This window comes from Pseudomonas sp. LBUM1668, from assembly GCF_059695715.1.
This window is the reverse complement of record NZ_CP166787.1, coordinates 1,802,516-1,819,977: the sequence shown is the minus strand read 5'-3', so window position 1 is coordinate 1,819,977 and position 17,462 is coordinate 1,802,516. Positions and strand designations below refer to the sequence as shown.

Below are 17,462 nucleotides of genomic sequence, written 5' to 3'. Positions count from 1 at the left end.
CAGCTCCTACAAGGATCCGGTTCAGATTCAATTCCCTGGTCAATGCGTTAAACTCCCGCCCATTGCTGTCTGGAGCTTCTTATGCGCGAAGAGTTGAACCAAGGCCTGATCGACTTCCTCAAGGCCTCCCCTACCCCGTTCCACGCTACCGCCAGCCTGGTGCAACGTCTGGAGGCTGCCGGTTTTGTGCGCCTCGACGAGCGCGAGCCATGGACCACCGAGGCCAATGGCCGCTACTACATCACCCGCAATGACTCCTCGATTGTCGCGATCAAAATGGGCCGCAACTCGCCGCTGCACGGTGGCATCCGTCTGGTTGGCGCGCACACCGACAGCCCCTGCCTGCGGGTCAAGCCGCAACCGGAACTGCAACGTCAGGGCTTCTGGCAACTGGGCGTTGAAGTCTACGGTGGTGCGCTGCTGGCGCCGTGGTTCGACCGCGACCTCTCGCTGGCTGGCCGCGTAACCTTCCGCCGCGACGGCAAAGTCGAAAGCCAGTTGATCGACTTCAAGGCGCCCATCGCGATCATCCCCAACCTGGCCATTCACCTTAACCGTGAAGCCAACATGGGCTGGGCGATCAATGCGCAGACCGAATTGCCGCCGATTCTTGCGCAGTTCGCCGGTGACGAGCGTGTCGACTTCCGTGCCGTGCTCACCGATCAACTGGCTCGCGAACACGGTCTGAACGCCGACGTCGTGCTTGATTACGAGCTGAGTTTCTACGACACGCAAAGTGCTGCAGTCATTGGCCTGAACGGTGACTTCATCGCCGGCGCGCGACTCGACAACCTGCTGTCGTGCTACGCCGGCCTGCAAGCCCTGCTCACTGCCGAAACCGACGAGACCTGTGTCTTGGTCGCCAACGACCACGAAGAAGTCGGCTCCTGCTCGGCCTGCGGTGCCGACGGCCCGATGCTCGAACAGACCCTGCGTCGTCTGCTGCCCGAAGGTGACGAGTTCGTCCGTACCATTCAGAAGTCCCTGCTTGTTTCGGCCGACAACGCCCACGGCGTGCACCCGAACTACGCCGAGAAGCACGACGCCAACCACGGCCCGAAACTCAACGCCGGCCCGGTGATCAAGGTCAACAGCAACCAGCGCTACGCCACCAACAGCGAAACCGCCGGGTTCTTCCGTCATCTGTGTATGGCCGAAGAAGTACCGGTGCAAAGCTTCGTGGTGCGCAGCGACATGGGCTGCGGCTCGACCATCGGCCCGATCACCGCCAGCCACCTGGGCGTGCGCACCGTCGACATCGGCCTGCCGACGTTCGCCATGCACTCGATCCGCGAACTGTGCGGCAGCCATGACCTGGCGCACCTGGTCAAAGTGCTGAGCGCGTTCTACGCCTGCCGCGAGTTGCCGTAATCCTGCGCGACGATCGTACCCCTGTAGGAGCTGCCGAAGGCTGCGATCTTTTGATCTTTAAAAACCAGATCAAAAGATCGCAGCCTGCGGCAGCTCCTACATTGATCAACACCGCGTGACCGAAAGCGGCCTAGACTTACATCATTCATTTCGACAAGGCAGTCACCATGATCTCGATGTCCTCTTTCCACGCCATGCTCATTCCCATCCTGTGCGGAATGATCCTGCTGGCCATCGGCTTCAACTTCCGCGACAAGAACGCGGGTGTGTTCGCGATGTGGATCGGCATGCTGACGATCCTCGCCACCGTGATTTACAAGATCCTCGCCAAACTCAACGAATAAACCTGTGCCCGGCTCGCATTGCTTTCGGCGGGCTCGTACACTTCAGCGAATCCGCCCCTTGCGAGGTTGACCGCCTAGTGTTTGCTCGTCTGTTTGCTCTGCCCTGTATTTTCCTCATCTGCCTGATGACGTTGCTGCCAGTGGCGCCTGCCCACGCGGTCGGTCTGCCGGGCCTGCTCAACACCAGCAAGGCGCAGCCCGAGGCCCAGGAACCGCTCGGCCAGTCCCTCGACGAAGTCATCAAGTCGCTGGAAAACGACAAGCAGCGCGCGCAGTTGCTGACCGATCTGAAGAAACTTCGCGACGCCACGAAAAAAGCCCAGGCCTCACCCGAACAAGGCGTGCTCGGCCTGATTGGCGGCACACTGACCAGTTTCGAGAAACAGTTTTCCGGCGCCGACAGCCCGGTGACGCGCTGGTCCAACGAGTTCGAACTGGCCAAGGATGAGTTCAAGGCGCTGATATTGCCGGCCAGCGAATGGCTGCCGATCATCTTTGCCTTCGCCATAATTCTGATGGTCTGGAGCCTGCTCGCCGCCGCGCTGATCTGGCTCGGTCATCGCGTACGCATGCGCTTCGGCCTCACCGAAGAACTGCCGCAACACCCCAAGGCCCTCGACATGTTGCGCTTCGCCTTGCGCAAACTCGGGCCATGGCTGATCGCCCTGGTGATCACCGTTTACATGAGCTACGCGCTGCCATCGTCGCTGGGCAAAAGTCTGGCGATGCTCTTGGCCTATGCGCTGGTGGTCGGCACCTGCTTCTCGGCAATCTGCGTCATCGCCTTTTCCCTGCTCGACGGCCCGCACCGCCATCGCGCGTTGTACATCCTGCGCCACCAGGCGTTTCGGCCACTGTGGCTGATCGGCAGCTTCGCCGCATTCGGTGAAGCCCTGAGCGACCCGCGACTGATCGAAGGGCTCGGCGTGCATCTGGCGCACACCGCCGCGACCATCGCCAATGTCCTCGCTGCGCTGTCGACCGGGTTGTTCATCCTGCGTTTTCGCCGGCCGATTGCGCACCTGATTCGCAACCAGCCGCTGTCACGCCGCCTGACCCGCCGCGCCCTCAGCGACACCATCGAAATCCTCGGCACCTTCTGGTACGTGCCGGCGCTGGTGTTGGTCGGCATCTCGCTGTTCGCCACTTTCGTCTCCGCCGGCGACACCAGCACCGCGCTGCGCCAGTCGCTGATCTGCACCGTGCTGTTGGTGTTGTGCATGGTGATAAACGGCCTCGTCCGCCGTCACTCACTCAAACCGCAACGCGGGCCGAAACGTCACGCGCTCTATTCCGAGCGCCTGAAAAACTTCTTCTATACCCTCGCGCACCTGTTCGTGTGGCTGGTATTCATCGAACTCGGCCTGCGCGTCTGGGGCCAGTCGCTGATCGGTTTTGCCGAAGGTGACGGCCATGACATCAGCGTCAAACTGTTCAGCCTGATCGGCACACTGATTTTCTCCTGGTTGATCTGGATACTCGCCGACACCGCCGTGCACCACGCCCTCACCCGCTCACGCAAAGGCCTGGCCAACGCCCGCGCACAAACCATGATGCCGCTGATCCGCAACGTGTTGTTCGTGACGATTTTCATCATCGCGCTGATCGTCGCCCTGGCGAACATGGGCATGAACGTCACGCCACTGCTGGCCGGTGCCGGTGTGATCGGTCTGGCCATCGGTTTCGGCGCGCAGTCACTGGTCGCGGACTTGATCACTGGCCTGTTCATCATCATCGAAGACTCACTGGCCATCGACGACTACGTCGACGTCGGCGGCCACCTCGGCACCGTCGAAGGCCTGACCATCCGCACCGTGCGTCTGCGTGACATCGACGGCATCGTCCACACCATCCCGTTCAGCGAAATCAAAAGCATCAAAAACTACTCGCGGGAATTCGGCTACGCGATCTTCCGCGTGGCGGTGCCCTACAACATGGAAATCGACGACGCGATCAAACTGATGCGCGACGTTGGCCAGAAAATGCGCACCGATCCCCTGCAACGTCGCAACATCTGGTCGCCACTGGAGATTCAAGGCGTGGAAAGCTTCGAGTCCGGCAGTGCGATCCTCCGCGCGCGGTTCAAGACTGCGCCGATCAAACAGTGGGAAGTCTCGCGGGCGTTCAACTTGTCGCTCAAACGGCACCTGGATGAGGCGGGGCTGGATCTGGCGACCCCACGCATGAGCGTGCAAGTGATCACCGCCGGTGGTGGCCAGCCGAAGGAATAGCACTTCGCAGCGATACTTGGGTCACAGGCAGGGAAGCCAGAAAAACAATAACCATGGAGAAACCCGATGCAGCTGACACGTATTGCCCAAGCCGTTTTGCTCACTCTGTTCGCCAGCCACGCCAGTGCGGCGACGATGGAAAGCACCCGTGAACAGATCGCCGCACAGGCCAGACAGCTCGAACCCGAACTGCTGGAAACCCGCCGCGACATCCACGCCCACCCGGAACTGGGCAACACGGAACAACGCACGTCGGAACTGGTCGCCAAACAACTGAAAGCCCTGGGCCTGGAAGTCAAAACCGGCGTCGCCCGCACCGGCGTAGTCGCCATCCTCAAGGGTGGCCTGCCCGGCCCGACCGTCGCTCTTCGCGCCGACATGGACGCCCTGCCAGTCAAGGAAGTCGCCGACCTGCCGTTCGCCTCCAAAGCCAAAGGCACCTACCTCGGCAAAGAAGTCGACGTCATGCACGCTTGCGGCCACGACGCCCACACCGCAATCCTGCTCAGCACAGCGAAAATTCTCACAGCCATGCGCGACACTCTGCCCGGCACCGTGGTGTTCTACTTCCAGCCGGCCGAAGAGGGCCCAAGCGACTTCATTCCCGACGGCAAAAACACCTGGGGCGCGAAAATGATGGTCGAGGAAGGCGTGATGAAATCGCCGAAACCCGATGCGGTCTTCGGCCTGCACGTCTGGGCCGGCATCCCCGCCGGCAAGATCGCCTACCGCCCTGGCGCCACCCTCGCCAGCTCCGACGACCTGCGTATCAAAATCCTCGGCAAACAAACCCACGCCGGCCGCCCATGGGACGGCATCGACCCGATCACCGTCGGTGCACAAACCATCGTCGGCCTGCAAACCGTGGTCAGCCGCCGCACCGATATTTCGTCTTATCCGTCGGTCGTCAGCATCGGCACCATCAATGGCGGCACGCGCTACAACATCATCCCCGAATCAGTCGACATGACCGGCACCATCCGCTCGTACGACTATGGCATCCGCCAAAAGCTGCACGCAGACGTACGCCAGACCGTCGAGAAAATTGCCGAGAGCGGTGGCGCGAAAGCCGACGTCACCATCATCGAAAAATACGACCCGACCATTAACAACCCGGCACTGACGGAGAAGATGCTGCCGACACTGAAATGGGCGGCCAAGGATGATGTGGTGAATGCACCGCTGGTGGGGGGCGCGGAAGACTTCTCGTTCTTTGCCAAGGAAGCGCCGGGGCTGTTTGTGTTTCTCGGCGTGACGCCAAGGGATCAAGACATGAGCAAGGCTGCGCCGAATCACAATCCGGGATTCTTTGTGGACGAGTCAGCGTTGGTGGTGGGGGTGAGGACACTGGCCTCGTTGGCGACGGATTATTTGTATGCCAATGCGGGGGCGGGCAAATAAGCTTGAGGTGAATGCGAGGGCGCTTTCGCGAGCAGGCTCACTCCTACAATTGGATTGAGTACATCCGGAAGCATCAGGTCGGCTGTCAGGCCGCCATCGCTGGCAAGCCAGCTCCCACAAGAAAATGAGTACACCCCGCTCGCGGCGCATGCCGCCCCACTCAACACAATGAGCGCAAGCTCGAGTACCGCTTTTGATCTTGATCCACGGGCGACGTCGGAAGGCTGAGTGGAGGGATTGATCCGGGGGTGGGAGCGCAGCGACCGTTCGACGAAGTCGAACACATCGAGAGGAGGTGCAGCGAAGCAAACCGTAGGCGATGCCCCCCGGATCAATCCCGGAGCGAAGGAACCCCGAGCCCCAGCGAGCGGGCCGCACGCAGGAGCAAGCCTTTTTGGTTACTTTTTCGGCGTCTGGAAAAAGTGACCCGCCGTAAGGGCGGAACCCTAATCAGCACCACCCGAAGCACCAGATATTCACTCAAACCCAAAGCGCTCAAACAACATCAACCCCAACATGAATCGCATCATGCCGCCAAAACTCCAGATCACAATCAATCAACCGCTCATGCTGATCATAATTAACCCGAGCAATCCGCAACCCCGGACTCCCCACCGACACCCGTAAAGCCGCCGCCGCATCCACCGACAACGACGTAGGCACAATCTCGAACCGCACCCGCCCATAGTGCAAATCGTAATGCCGCGCATACAACTCGGTAATCGACTGATTCAAGTCAAACTCCAGAATCCCCGGAAAAAACTGCGGATTCAAATAATGCTCAACATAAAGCACCAGCCGCCCATCAATCCGCCGCGACCGACAAATCTGAATCACACTCGACAACGCCGGCAGTTGCAACCACGCACACACCGCCGCCGAAGCCGGTTGCAATCGGGCCGAAATAACCTCGGTTGAAGGTACCCGCCCCTGCGCACTGACCATCGCGTGGAAGTGGCTGCGCTGCATCAGGTTGTACGCCAGACGCGGCGGCGAAACGAACCAGCCCCGCCGCTCCTCACGATAAATCTGGCCCTGCGCCTCCAATTGCAATAACGCCTCACGCACAGTAATCCGCGTCGTGCCAAACAACTCACTGAGCTTGCGCTCGGCCGGCAACTTGCTGCCGGGCGCCAAAAGTCCGTGGTCGAGTTGCTCCTGCAACACCTGGCCAATCGCTGTCACCGCTTTTGTTGCCTCATCGCGCATCAACGTTACCTATCTGGACTAGACCAGCACTGTTTCGGGGCAAGACTGCACGACGATCACGCCGTTTCCATGTGCTGCAAGCCTAGGCAGTGCAGATGACCGAGAGATGACAAAACTGCTCAACGGTCGCACTCACGACTTGCAATACATCGGCCAAATCCCTGCCCTCCGCGGCTTTGGGCATGGTCTACGCTTATCGAGCAGCCGCCAAAACCGGGCAAATAAAAGGCCTGACGCAAGGCCACCGACATCAAAGTGTCATCCAGTCCCCTTAAATTGGCTCAGGTATTGCTGACCTAGACCAACACAAACCGCAATCGCAGCGTTGAACACGACCAAGGAGCTTCGGAATGAAACAGCTTTTCCTGGCAACACTGTTAGGCTCGACCATTGCTATGTGCACCGCCGCCATGGCAGCCGACACCGATCTGAAAACCCTCGAAGCCGCTGCGAAAGCGGAAGGCGCCGTCAACAGCGTCGGCATGCCCGATGACTGGGCCAACTGGAAAGGCACCTGGGCAGACCTTGCCAAGAATTACGGCCTGAAACACATCGACACCGACATGAGCTCGGCCCAGGAAATCGCCAAGTTCGCCGCAGAAAAAGACAACGCCAGCGCTGACATCGGCGACGTCGGTGCTGCCTTCGGCCCGATCGCGGTCAAGCAAGGCGTGGTGCAACCCTACAAGCCAAGCACCTGGGATCAAATCCCGGACTGGGCCAAGGACAAGGACGGCAACTGGGCCCTGGCCTATACCGGCACCATCGCTTTCATCGTCAACAAGAAGCTGCTGCACGGTTCCGAAGTGCCAACCAAATGGGCTGACCTCAAGGGCGGCAAATACAAGGTTTCCATCGGTGACGTGAGCACCGCCGCACAAGCCGCCAACGGCGTTCTCGCCGCAGCACTGGCCAACGGTGGCGACGAGAAAAACATCCAGCCTGCCCTGCTGCTGTTCGCAGACATCGCCAAGCAAGGTCGTCTGTCGATGGCCAACCCGACCATCGCCACCATGGAAAAAGGCGAGATCGAAGTCGGCGTGGTCTGGGACTTCAACGGCCTGAGCTACAAAGCCAAGATGGCCAACCCGGATGACTACGTGGTACTGATCCCGTCCGACGGTTCGGTGATTTCCGGCTACACCACCATCATCAACAAGTACGCGAAAAACCCCAACGCCGCCAAGCTGACCCGCGAATACATCTTCAGCGACGCCGGCCAGACCAACCTCGCCCGCGGCAATGCGCGTCCGATCCGTGCCGAACACCTGCAACTGCCGGAAGACGTGAAGGCCAAACTGCTGCCGAACGAGCAGTACAAAAAGGTCACCCCGATCAAGGACGCCGATGCCTGGGAAAAGACCTCGAAAGCCCTGCCACAGAAGTGGAACGAAGAAGTCATCGTAGAGATGAAGTAATCCTTCATCTGTAGGAGCTGCCGCAGGCTGCGATCTTTTGATTTGGCTTTTAAAGGGCAAGATCAAAAGATCGCAGCCTGCGGCAGCTCCTACATCAATCGGTTCAAGTTTGGTTTTCGGAGTCAACGCCCCTATGAAGCACAACGTCATCCTTGTCGTGCTCGACGGCCTCAGCCATGAAGTCGCGCGCCACGCCATGGGGCATCTGCAGGCTTACGTTGGCGCAGGACGCGCCGCGCTCTATCAGTTGGAGTGCGAGTTGCCGGCCCTGTCCCGACCGCTTTATGAATGCATTCTTACCGGCGTGCCGCCCATCGACAGCGGCATCGTCCACAACAACGTCTCGCGTCTGTCCAATCAGCGCAGCATCTATCACTACGCCCGCGACGCCGGCCTGAAAACTGCCGCAGCGGCTTATCACTGGGTCAGTGAGCTGTACAACCGCTCGCCATTTGTGGCCGCACGCGACCGTCACACCGACGATCCATCGCTGCCGATCCAGCACGGGCATTTCTACTGGAACGATCACTACCCGGATTCGCACCTGTTCGCCGACGCGGAAAACCTGCGCCTGCGCCACGCGCCGAACTTCCTGCTGATCCACCCGATGAACATCGACGACGCCGGGCACAAGCACGGCCTCGACAGCTCGCAGTACCGCAACAGCGCGCGCTCGGCCGACATCATCCTCGCCGACTATTTGCAGGGCTGGCTCGACGCGGGTTACCAGGTGCTGGTGACCGCCGACCATGGCATGAACAACGACCGCTCGCACAACGGCCTGCTGCCGGAAGAACGCCAAGTGCCGCTGTTCGTCCTCGGTGACGCCTTCAGCCTCAACGCAGACGCCGCCCCCAAGCAGACCGAAATCTGCGGCACGGTCTGCGAACTGCTCGGCGTGCCCCACGACAAACCCGTGTGCCGGGAGCTGCTCAAGTGAACTCAATGACTCGCGGCAAATGGCTGGCAGCCCTGTGCCTGGTGCCCTTCGCTTTATTCTTTATCGTCTTCGAAATTGCCCCGCTGATCTGGGTGATGATCAACAGCCTGCAATCGGAAGAGTTCGGTTGGGGCGTTGAAAACTTCACGAAAATCTTCAGTTCAAAATTCTATTTGCAGGCGATCCAGTACAGCCTCGAGATCAGTTTCTGGTCGAGCGTATTCGGCATCATCATTGCGGTACTGGGTGCGTATTCCCTACGCCGGGTTGACTCGAAACTGCGCAACTTTGTGAATGCCTTCGCCAACATGACCAGCAACTTTGCGGGTGTGCCGCTGGCTTTCGCTTTCATCATCCTGCTCGGTTTCAACGGCAGCATCACGATCATGCTTAAACAGGCCGGGATCATCGAGGACTTCAACCTGTACTCGAAAACCGGGCTGATCATCCTTTATACCTACTTCCAGATTCCCCTCGGCGTGCTGCTGCTCTACCCGGCCTTCGACGCCTTGCGCGAAGACTGGCGCGAGTCAGCCGCACTGCTCGGCGCCAACGGCTGGCAGTTCTGGCGACACATCGGCCTGCCGGTGCTGACCCCGGCACTGCTCGGTACTTTCGTGATCCTGCTGGCCAACGCCCTCGGCGCTTATGCCACGGTGTATGCGCTGACGACGGGTAACTTCAACGTGCTGCCGATCCGCATTGCCGCGATGGTGTCCGGCGATATTTCGCTCGATCCGAATCTGGCCAGTGCGCTGGCCGTGGTGCTGGTCGCGCTGATGACCATCGTCACCGTCGTGCATCAACTGCTGTTGAAGAGGAGCTACCATGTCTCGCGTTGAATCCGGCCCGGTCGGCGTCTACCACCGCGTCGTGGTCTACCTGCTGTTCGCCATCCTCTTGCTGCCGCTGGTGGGCACGCTGATCTACTCGATTGCCAGCAGTTGGTCAGCGACCATTCTGCCCAGCGGTTTTACCTTCAAGTGGTACCTCCAGTTGTGGAGCGACCCGCGCTTCCTCCACGCCTTCGGCCAGTCGCTACTGGTGTGTGTCGGCGCGCTGGTGCTGTCGGTGGTGTTGATCCTGCCGCTGTTGTTCGTGGTGCATTACCACTTCCCGAAACTCGATGCGCTGATGAACATCCTCATCCTGCTGCCGTTTGCGGTACCGCCAGTGGTGTCGTCGGTGGGCCTGTTGCAACTCTACGGTTCCGGGCCGATGGCGATGGTGGGCACGCCGTGGATTCTGATCGGTTGCTACTTCACCGTGGCGCTGCCGTTCATGTACCGGGCGATTACCAACAACCTGCAAGCGATCAACCTGCGCGACCTGATGGACGCTGCACAACTGCTCGGTGCCAGCACCTTTCAGGCGGCGATTCTGGTGGTACTGCCGAACCTGCGCAAAGGCCTGATGGTGGCGTTGCTGCTGTCGTTCTCGTTCCTGTTCGGTGAGTTCGTGTTTGCCAACATCCTCGTCGGCACCCGCTACGAAACCCTGCAGGTCTATCTGAACAACATGCGCAACAGCAGCGGTCACTTCACCAGTGCGCTGGTTATCTCCTACTTCTTATTCGTGCTGGTCCTGACCTGGATCGCCAACATCTTGAACAAGGACAAAAGCGAATGAGCTATGTCAGCGTCCAACATCTGCAGAAAAGTTATGCGGGCACTACCGTATTCAGCGATATCGACTGCGAAATCAACAAGGGTGAATTCGTCACCCTGCTCGGCCCCTCCGGTTGCGGTAAATCCACCCTGCTGCGCTGCATCGCCGGCCTGACATCGGTGGATGGCGGCAAGATATTGCTTGATGGCGTCGATATCGTGCCGCTCAGTCCGCAGAAGCGTGGCATCGGCATGGTGTTCCAGAGCTATGCGCTGTTCCCCAACATGACCGTGGAGCAGAACGTCGCGTTCGGCCTGCGCATGCAAAAGGTCAACGCCGACGACAGCCACAAACGGGTTGCCGAGGTGTTGAAACTTGTTGAACTGAACGACTTCGCCGGCCGTTATCCGCATCAACTGTCCGGTGGCCAATGCCAGCGCGTTGCCTTGGCCCGCTCGCTGGTGACTCGCCCGCGACTGTTGTTGCTGGATGAACCACTGTCGGCGCTTGATGCGCGAATTCGCAAACACCTGCGCGAGCAGATTCGTCAGATCCAGCGCGAACTTGGCCTGACCACAATCTTCGTCACACACGATCAGGAAGAAGCGCTGACTATGTCTGACCGGATTTTCCTCATGAATCAGGGAAAAATCGTACAAAGTGGCGATGCTGAAACCCTGTATACGGCGCCGGTTGATGTGTTCGCTGCTGGCTTCATCGGTAACTACAACCTGCTCGACGCCGATGAAGCATCAAAGCTGTTGCAGCGCCCGATCAATCACCGCATCGCCATTCGCCCGGAAGCCATCGAGTTGAGCCTCAACGGCGAGCTCGACGCGCAGATACGCAGCCACAGCCTGCTTGGCAACGTCATCCGTTATCGCGTTGAAGCGCGCGGGGTGGAACTGGTAGTGGATGTGCTCAATCGCTCGGCCGCCGATCTGCATCCCGACGGTCAGCGTCTGGCGCTTTCCATCGATCCGACGGCCCTGTGTGAGGTAGCCTGATGACTTTGCTGACGTTGAAGAGAGAATCGCACTGATGGCCCTGGCAATTTTTGATCTGGACGAAACCCTGATTCACGGCGACTGCGCCACCCTCTGGAGCGAGCAGATGGGACGCTTGGGGTGGGTCGACCCCGAGTCGTTCATGCGCAAGAACAACGAGCTGATGGATGCCTACAGCCATGGCAAATTGCGCATGGAAGATTACATGGAGTTCAGCCTCGAGCCGTTGATCGGCCGCACGCCGGAAGAAGTAGAGCACCTGGTCGGACCGTGGGTGGAAGACTTCATCGAGCCGATCATCTTCAGCGACGCGACCAAAACCATCGCCGCCCACCGCAAGGCCGGCGACCGGATTCTGGTGATCTCGGCGTCGGGCACGCACCTGGTCAGGCCGATTGCCGATCGATTGGGCATCGACGAAATTCTCGGCATCGAACTGGAAGTCGCGCACGGCGTGTACAGCGGTCACACCGTCGGGACCCTGACCTACCGCGAAGGCAAGATCACCCGTTTGCTGGAATGGCTGGATGCCGAAGAAGAAAATCTGGAGGGCGCGAGTTTCTATTCCGACTCACGCAATGACCTGCCGTTGTTACTGAAGGTGGATTTCCCGCACGTGGTCAACCCGGATCCAGTGTTGCTTGAGCATGCCGAAAAGGCCGGCTGGCCAATTCATATCTGGAAGTAAAAGCAAGAGATCGCAGCCTTCGGCAGCTCCTACAGGGCGTTCACTTTGCCAATGTAGGAGCTGCCGAAGGCTGCGATCTTTTGATCTTGCCGTTCTTCAGCTAAGGCTGTCGTCAATCACCAAAACCAGTTTCCCCTCCACCGTATTGCTCGCCAGCTCCGCAAACGCCGCCTCCGCATCTTTCACCGGGAAAGCCTTTGCCAATTGCGGCTTCAACCGCCCTTCGGCAAACAGCGGCCACACATGCTGGCTCAGGTCACTGAACAGATCCGCCTTGAACTGATCGTTACGACTGCGCAATGTCGAGCCGAGCAGTTGCACGCGCTTGGCCAACACTTGCGCCAGATCCAGCTTCGCCTCGCGGCCGCCCATCAGACCGATCAACACCCAGCGTCCATCCAGCGCCATCAGCTTGAGATTCAGCGCCGAATAATTGCCACCGACCGGATCGAGAATGACGTCGAACGGGCCAAAGTCGCGCAAGCTTTCCAGATCATCCGTGCGCACTACCCCGCCCTGCGCCCCCAGACTTTCACAGTAGGCCAATCGCTCGGCCGAACCGACGCTGACCCAGCACGGATTGCCGAACGCCTTGCACAGCTGAATGGCGGCTGAACCGATTCCACTCGCTCCGGCGTGCAAGAGAACTTTCTCACCCGGTTTGAGCGCCGCAAGTTGAAACACATTCAGCCAGACTGTTGCGTAAACCTCAGGCAATGCCGCCGCTTCGATCAGCGAAACACCTTCCGGAACCGGCAGCACATGCCGCCCGTCGACCACCACCTCTTCGGCCATCCCGCCCCCGGCCAGCAAGGCGCAAACCCTGTCGCCTACCTGCCAGGACGAACCTGCGCCGACCTCGCTGATCACCCCCGAGCACTCAAGACCGAGTACTTGGCTGGCACCTGGCGGAGGAGGATAAAGCCCTGCCTTCTGTAATAAATCGGCTCGATTGAGGCCCGCTGCCGCCACGCGAATGCGAACTTGTCCTACATCACATGTAGGACTCGGCTCTTCAACCCATGCCACTTGACCTTCCACGCCTTGCAATGCCTTCACAGTGCCTCCATAGTGAGTCTGGACTGAGCCCGAAGCTGTAGCGCCGGGCTTTTTGCATTATGCGACCGGCTCTTGTAGAACCGGCGACTTCAAAGACGGCCTAATATGCGTTATCAATTGTCCCCGCGTCGAATCAGCATGAAGCATTTGCTCCCCAGCACCGCCCTAGCACTTTTCATCGGTATCGGCCTGTTGCCGGTGTCGGGCAATACATTCGCAGCCAACAGCTGGGACAAGTTACAGCCTGATCGCGACGAAGTGATCGCCAGCCTGAACGTCGTCGAGTTGCTCAAGCGTCACCACTACAGCAAGCCGCCGCTCGACGATGCGCGCTCGGTAATCATCTACGACAGCTACCTCAAGCTGCTGGATCCGTCGCGCAGCTACTTCATGGCCAGCGACATCGCCGAATTCGACAAGTGGAAGACCCAGTTCGACGACTTCCTCAAAAGCGGCGACCTCAACGCCGGGTTCACCATCTACAAGCGCTATCTGGATCGCGTCAAATCGCGTCTGGACTTCGCCCTTGCCGAGCTGAACAAAGGCGTCGACAAGATGGACTTCAACACCAAGGAAACCTTGCTGATTGATCGCAAGGACGCACCTTGGCTCAAATCCACCGCCGAACTCGACGACCTGTGGCGCAAACGCGTCAAGGACGAAGTCCTGCGGATGAAGATCGCCGGCAAAGAGCCCAAGCAGATCCAGGAAACCCTGACCAAGCGCTACAAGAATCAATTGTCGCGTCTGGATCAGACCCGTCCGGAAGACATCTTCCAGGCGTACATCAACACCTTCGCCATGTCCTACGATCCGCACACCAACTATCTGTCGCCGGATAACGCGGAAAACTTCGACATCAACATGAGCCTGTCCCTCGAGGGCATCGGCGCCGTGTTGCAGAGCGACAACGATCAGGTGAAAGTCGTGCGTCTGGTGCCAGCAGGCCCGGCCGACAAGACCAAAATGGTGGCTCCGGCCGACAAGATCATCGGTGTTGCCCAAGGCAACAAAGAGATGGTCGACGTGGTCGGCTGGCGTCTGGACGAAGTGGTCAAGCTGATCCGCGGTCCGAAAGGCACCGTGGTGCGCCTGGAAGTGATTCCGGCCAGCAATGCACCGAACGACCAGACCACCAAGATCGTGCCGATTACCCGTGAAGCGGTGAAGCTCGAAGACCAGGCCGTGAAAAAATCCGTGCTGAACCTGAAACAGGACGGCAAGGATTACAAACTCGGCGTGATCGAGATTCCAGCCTTCTACCTCGACTTCAAGGCGTTCCGTGCCGGTGATCCGGATTACAAGAGCACCACCCGTGACGTCAAGAAACTGCTGACCGAACTGCAGAAAGACAAAGTCGACGGCGTGGTGATCGACCTTCGCAACAACGGCGGCGGTTCCCTGCAGGAAGCCACCGAGCTGACCAGCCTGTTCATCGACAAGGGCCCGACCGTGCTGGTGCGTAATGCTGATGGCCGTGTCGACGTGCTGGAAGATGAAAACCCGGGCGCGTTCTACAAAGGTCCGATGGCACTGTTGGTCAACCGCCTGTCCGCCTCGGCTTCGGAGATCTTCGCCGGCGCCATGCAGGACTACCACCGTGCACTGATCATCGGCGGCCAGACCTTCGGTAAAGGCACCGTGCAGACCATTCAGCCGCTGAACCATGGCGAACTGAAACTGACCCTAGCCAAGTTCTACCGGGTTTCCGGTCAGAGCACCCAGCATCAGGGCGTCCTGCCGGACATCGACTACCCGTCGCTGATCGACACCAAGGAAATCGGCGAGAGCGCCCTGCCGGAAGCCATGCCGTGGGATACCATCCGCGCGGCGATCAAACCGGCAGCCGATCCGTTCAAACCGTACCTGGCACAGCTCAAGTCCGAACATGACACGCGCACCGCCAAGGATGCCGAGTTCGTGTTCATCCGTGACAAGCTGGCCCTGGCGCAGAAACTGATGCTGGAAAAAACCGTCAGCCTCAACGAAGCCGACCGCCGTGCCCAGCATGCCGACATCGATGCCAAGCAACTGGTGATGGAGAACATCCGTCGCAAGGCCAAGGGCGAAGAGCCGCTCAAAGAGCTGAAGAAAGAAGACGAGGATGCTCTCGCCGCAGCCGAGCCGGACAAGGTCAAACCAGAAGACGACGCTTACCTGAGCGAAACCGGGCGCGTGCTGCTGGACTACCTGAAGCTGAGCAACCAGGTCGCGAAGAAGTAAGGTGATGGCGATTTAATGCTGACGATCCCCGGATCGTCATCAAACAGTCATCATTCTGTCGTGCAATAAAGGACTGGGAGCCACTCTCTTCATCGAGAGCGCTCCCAGTCCTTTTTTTATCGCCAGAGATTGCCATGACCACGACCGAACAGCTGAGTGCCTTGAGCTCGATCCTGACTCAAAGCGGATTACACAGCCTGTTTCAGCCGATCATCTGTCTCTCCGAGCGCCGCATTCTCGGCTACGAAGCCCTCACCCGTGGCCCGTCCAACAGCCCGCTGCATTCGCCTATCGCTTTGTTCGCCGTTGCGCGTCAGGCCGGGCGCCTGAGCGAACTGGAGATCGCCTGCCGCCAAAGCGCTTGCCGCCGTTTCAACGAGCAGCAACTGCCGGGCAAGCTGTTTCTTAACGTCTCGCCGGAATCCTTGCTCGAAGCCGCGCACCAGCCGGGGCGCACGTTGCAATTGCTGCAGGACTTCGGCATTCCGCCGAGCCAAGTGGTAATCGAACTCACCGAGCAGACGCCGATCGACGATTTCCAGTTGCTGCAAACTGCGCTGCATCACTATCGGGCGATGGGGTTTTCGATTGCACTGGATGACCTCGGTGCCGGCTATTCGAGCCTGCGCCTGTGGTCGGAACTGCGCCCGGATTACGTGAAAATCGACCGGCACTTTATCGACGGAATTCATCAGGATGCCTTGAAGCGTGAGTTCGTCGGGTCGATCCTGCAAATCGCCAAAGCCTCACGGGCGCAGGTCATTGCCGAAGGTATAGAACTGCCGGAAGAACTGGCGGTGCTGACTGAAATGGGTGTCGACCTGGTGCAGGGTTACTTGCTCGGCCGCCCACAAGAGCACCCACCCCGCGATGCCCGGGCCTTGATGCCCAAACACGACAGCAGCGCCGTAGCGCTGAACGACGAAGGCAGCGACCTCAGCGCTCTGCTCAACGATCAACCCGCCGTACCTCGCGATACCCGACCGCCACCGTGCTGGAAGCCTTCCGCCGCCAGGCCAATCTCAACTCGCTGGCAGTGCTCGACGAACAAGGTCAGCCGTGTGGCATCGTCCACCGCCACTCCCTGTCGGATGCCTTGCTCAAGCCGTTTGCCACCGATCTGTTCGCGCGCAAACCGATCAGCCGATTGATGAACGACGACTTCCTCGCCGTGGAAATGAGTCAGTCGCTGCAGCAGGTCAGCCGCCTGATCACCAGCCGTGCCCGTCAACGCATCGAAGAAGATTTCATCATCACCCTCAACGGCGGCTACCTCGGCCTCGGCCGGGTGATCGACGTGCTGAAACTGATCACCGAACTGAAAATCCAGCAGGCGCGCTACGCCAACCCGCTGACCCTGCTGCCCGGCAACGTGCCGATCCAGCAATGCCTGACCCGCCTGCTGCAGCAAGGCCGCGAGTCCGTCATCTGCTACGTCGACATCGACAGCTTCAAACCCTTCAACGACATCTACGGCTACGGCCGCGGCGACGAAGTCCTGCTGTGCCTGGCGCAATGCCTCAACGAACGCGTCGACCCCTCCCGCGACTTCGTCGGCCACATCGGCGGCGACGATTTCCTCCTCGTCCTCGGCCCCGAAGACTGGCGCAAAAGGCTCAATCAATTGCTGGATGATTTCCAAAGCCAATGCCGACGCTTCTATCGCCCCGAACATCTGGAGGCTGGCTGCTTCATCGCCCCGAATCGCCAAGGGGTGCGGCAGGAGTTTCCGTTGCTGTCACTGTCCATTGGCGTGGTGCACCTGCATCCCGAAGCCTGCGCACAACTCGACGCCAGTCAGCTTGCGGAGATGGCTTCGCAGGCGAAGCATCATGCGAAGAATGTTCCGGGGTATAGCGTGCATTTGCTCGACACTATCACCGCCGTCGGCGTCCACGCACCGCAACTAATCGGCCAACGCTGATTTCTCCACCAACACAAATCTCTGTGGGAGCGAGCTTGC

13 protein-coding genes and 1 pseudogene are annotated in these 17,462 nt (G+C 59.5%); 12 read left to right on the top strand and 2 right to left on the bottom strand.

Annotated elements, in window-relative coordinates; translation table 11 throughout:
• Positions 1 to 81: 81 nt before the first annotated feature.
• The 4 genes from ACA061_RS08180 to ACA061_RS08165 all read left to right on the top strand — a co-directional run bounded on the left by ACA061_RS08180 (position 82) and on the right by ACA061_RS08165 (position 5,347).
• Positions 82 to 1,371 (top strand): M18 family aminopeptidase, encoded by a 1,290-nt coding sequence (locus tag ACA061_RS08180; RefSeq protein WP_497301111.1) that lies wholly within the window; start codon positions 82 to 84, stop codon positions 1,369 to 1,371.
• A gap of 167 nt (positions 1,372 to 1,538) precedes the next feature.
• Entirely contained in the window at positions 1,539 to 1,715 is a 177-nt protein-coding gene (locus ACA061_RS08175; RefSeq protein ID WP_191627743.1) for a hypothetical protein, read from the top strand.
• Between the two features lie 77 nt (positions 1,716 to 1,792).
• On the top strand, positions 1,793 to 3,946 hold the full coding sequence (locus ACA061_RS08170; RefSeq protein ID WP_150618537.1) for a mechanosensitive ion channel family protein: 2,154 nt from the start codon (positions 1,793 to 1,795) through the stop codon (positions 3,944 to 3,946).
• Between the two features lie 66 nt (positions 3,947 to 4,012).
• Positions 4,013 to 5,347: an amidohydrolase gene (locus tag ACA061_RS08165; RefSeq protein WP_497301109.1), complete on the top strand. Its 1,335-nt coding sequence runs from the start codon at positions 4,013 to 4,015 to the stop codon at positions 5,345 to 5,347.
• Positions 5,348 to 5,842: 495 nt separating this feature from the next.
• Here ACA061_RS08165 and ACA061_RS08160 read toward each other — a convergent pair whose 3' ends face one another.
• Entirely contained in the window at positions 5,843 to 6,556 is a 714-nt protein-coding gene (locus tag ACA061_RS08160) for a UTRA domain-containing protein (protein ID WP_047300343.1), read from the bottom strand.
• Positions 6,557 to 6,906: 350 nt separating this feature from the next.
• On the opposite strand from ACA061_RS08160, the gene ACA061_RS08155 reads away from it, so the two are divergent.
• The 6 genes from ACA061_RS08155 to ACA061_RS08130 all read left to right on the top strand — a co-directional run bounded on the left by ACA061_RS08155 (position 6,907) and on the right by ACA061_RS08130 (position 12,217).
• Positions 6,907 to 7,974 carry an ABC transporter substrate-binding protein gene (locus tag ACA061_RS08155; protein WP_150601271.1) on the top strand — a complete coding sequence of 356 codons (1,068 nt, stop codon included), beginning with the start codon at positions 6,907 to 6,909 and terminating at the stop codon, positions 7,972 to 7,974.
• A 133-nt stretch (positions 7,975 to 8,107) separates the two neighbouring features.
• A complete protein-coding gene (locus ACA061_RS08150; protein ID WP_210553645.1) occupies positions 8,108 to 8,914 on the top strand; it encodes an alkaline phosphatase family protein in 807 nt (268 codons plus the stop codon).
• A gap of 5 nt (positions 8,915 to 8,919) precedes the next feature.
• Entirely contained in the window at positions 8,920 to 9,756 is an 837-nt protein-coding gene (locus ACA061_RS08145) for an ABC transporter permease (protein WP_162184598.1), read from the top strand.
• Positions 9,743 to 10,543 carry an ABC transporter permease gene (locus ACA061_RS08140; RefSeq protein ID WP_150595597.1) on the top strand — a complete coding sequence of 267 codons (801 nt, stop codon included), beginning with the start codon at positions 9,743 to 9,745 and terminating at the stop codon, positions 10,541 to 10,543. The genes ACA061_RS08145 and ACA061_RS08140 overlap by 14 nt, the downstream gene beginning before the upstream one ends.
• Positions 10,540 to 11,529, top strand: a complete 990-nt coding sequence (locus tag ACA061_RS08135; protein WP_150601267.1) for an ABC transporter ATP-binding protein — start codon at positions 10,540 to 10,542, stop codon at positions 11,527 to 11,529. The genes ACA061_RS08140 and ACA061_RS08135 overlap by 4 nt, the downstream gene beginning before the upstream one ends.
• A gap of 34 nt (positions 11,530 to 11,563) precedes the next feature.
• Positions 11,564 to 12,217 carry an HAD family hydrolase gene (locus ACA061_RS08130; protein ID WP_150618533.1) on the top strand — a complete coding sequence of 218 codons (654 nt, stop codon included), beginning with the start codon at positions 11,564 to 11,566 and terminating at the stop codon, positions 12,215 to 12,217.
• Between the two features lie 96 nt (positions 12,218 to 12,313).
• On the opposite strand, the gene ACA061_RS08125 is transcribed toward ACA061_RS08130, so the two are convergent.
• On the bottom strand, positions 12,314 to 13,276 hold the full coding sequence (locus tag ACA061_RS08125) for a zinc-binding dehydrogenase (protein WP_497301108.1): 963 nt from the start codon (positions 13,274 to 13,276) through the stop codon (positions 12,314 to 12,316).
• Between the two features lie 138 nt (positions 13,277 to 13,414).
• Between ACA061_RS08125 and ACA061_RS08120 the strand changes: the two genes are divergently transcribed.
• Together ACA061_RS08120 and ACA061_RS08115 are read left to right on the top strand one after the other, a co-directional pair.
• On the top strand, positions 13,415 to 15,499 hold the full coding sequence (locus tag ACA061_RS08120) for a carboxy terminal-processing peptidase (RefSeq protein WP_191627742.1): 2,085 nt from the start codon (positions 13,415 to 13,417) through the stop codon (positions 15,497 to 15,499).
• A gap of 134 nt (positions 15,500 to 15,633) precedes the next feature.
• A pseudogene (locus tag ACA061_RS08115) lies at positions 15,634 to 17,423 on the top strand (bifunctional diguanylate cyclase/phosphodiesterase).
• The last annotated feature ends 39 nt before the right edge of the window (positions 17,424 to 17,462 follow it).

Coding starts and splice junctions, on each gene's coding strand:
- ACA061_RS08130 (WP_150618533.1), top strand. CDS start 11,564: ATGGCCCTGGCAATTTTTGATCTGGACGAAACCCTGATTCACGGCGAC.
- ACA061_RS08145 (WP_162184598.1), top strand. CDS start 8,920: ATGACTCGCGGCAAATGGCTGGCAGCCCTGTGCCTGGTGCCCTTCGCT.
- ACA061_RS08135 (WP_150601267.1), top strand. CDS start 10,540: ATGAGCTATGTCAGCGTCCAACATCTGCAGAAAAGTTATGCGGGCACT.
- ACA061_RS08165 (WP_497301109.1), top strand. CDS start 4,013: ATGCAGCTGACACGTATTGCCCAAGCCGTTTTGCTCACTCTGTTCGCC.
- ACA061_RS08120 (WP_191627742.1), top strand. CDS start 13,415: ATGAAGCATTTGCTCCCCAGCACCGCCCTAGCACTTTTCATCGGTATC.
- ACA061_RS08140 (WP_150595597.1), top strand. CDS start 9,743: ATGTCTCGCGTTGAATCCGGCCCGGTCGGCGTCTACCACCGCGTCGTG.
- ACA061_RS08155 (WP_150601271.1), top strand. CDS start 6,907: ATGAAACAGCTTTTCCTGGCAACACTGTTAGGCTCGACCATTGCTATG.
- ACA061_RS08175 (WP_191627743.1), top strand. CDS start 1,539: ATGATCTCGATGTCCTCTTTCCACGCCATGCTCATTCCCATCCTGTGC.
- ACA061_RS08180 (WP_497301111.1), top strand. CDS start 82: ATGCGCGAAGAGTTGAACCAAGGCCTGATCGACTTCCTCAAGGCCTCC.
- ACA061_RS08160 (WP_047300343.1), bottom strand. CDS start 6,556: ATGCGCGATGAGGCAACAAAAGCGGTGACAGCGATTGGCCAGGTGTTG.
- ACA061_RS08150 (WP_210553645.1), top strand. CDS start 8,108: ATGAAGCACAACGTCATCCTTGTCGTGCTCGACGGCCTCAGCCATGAA.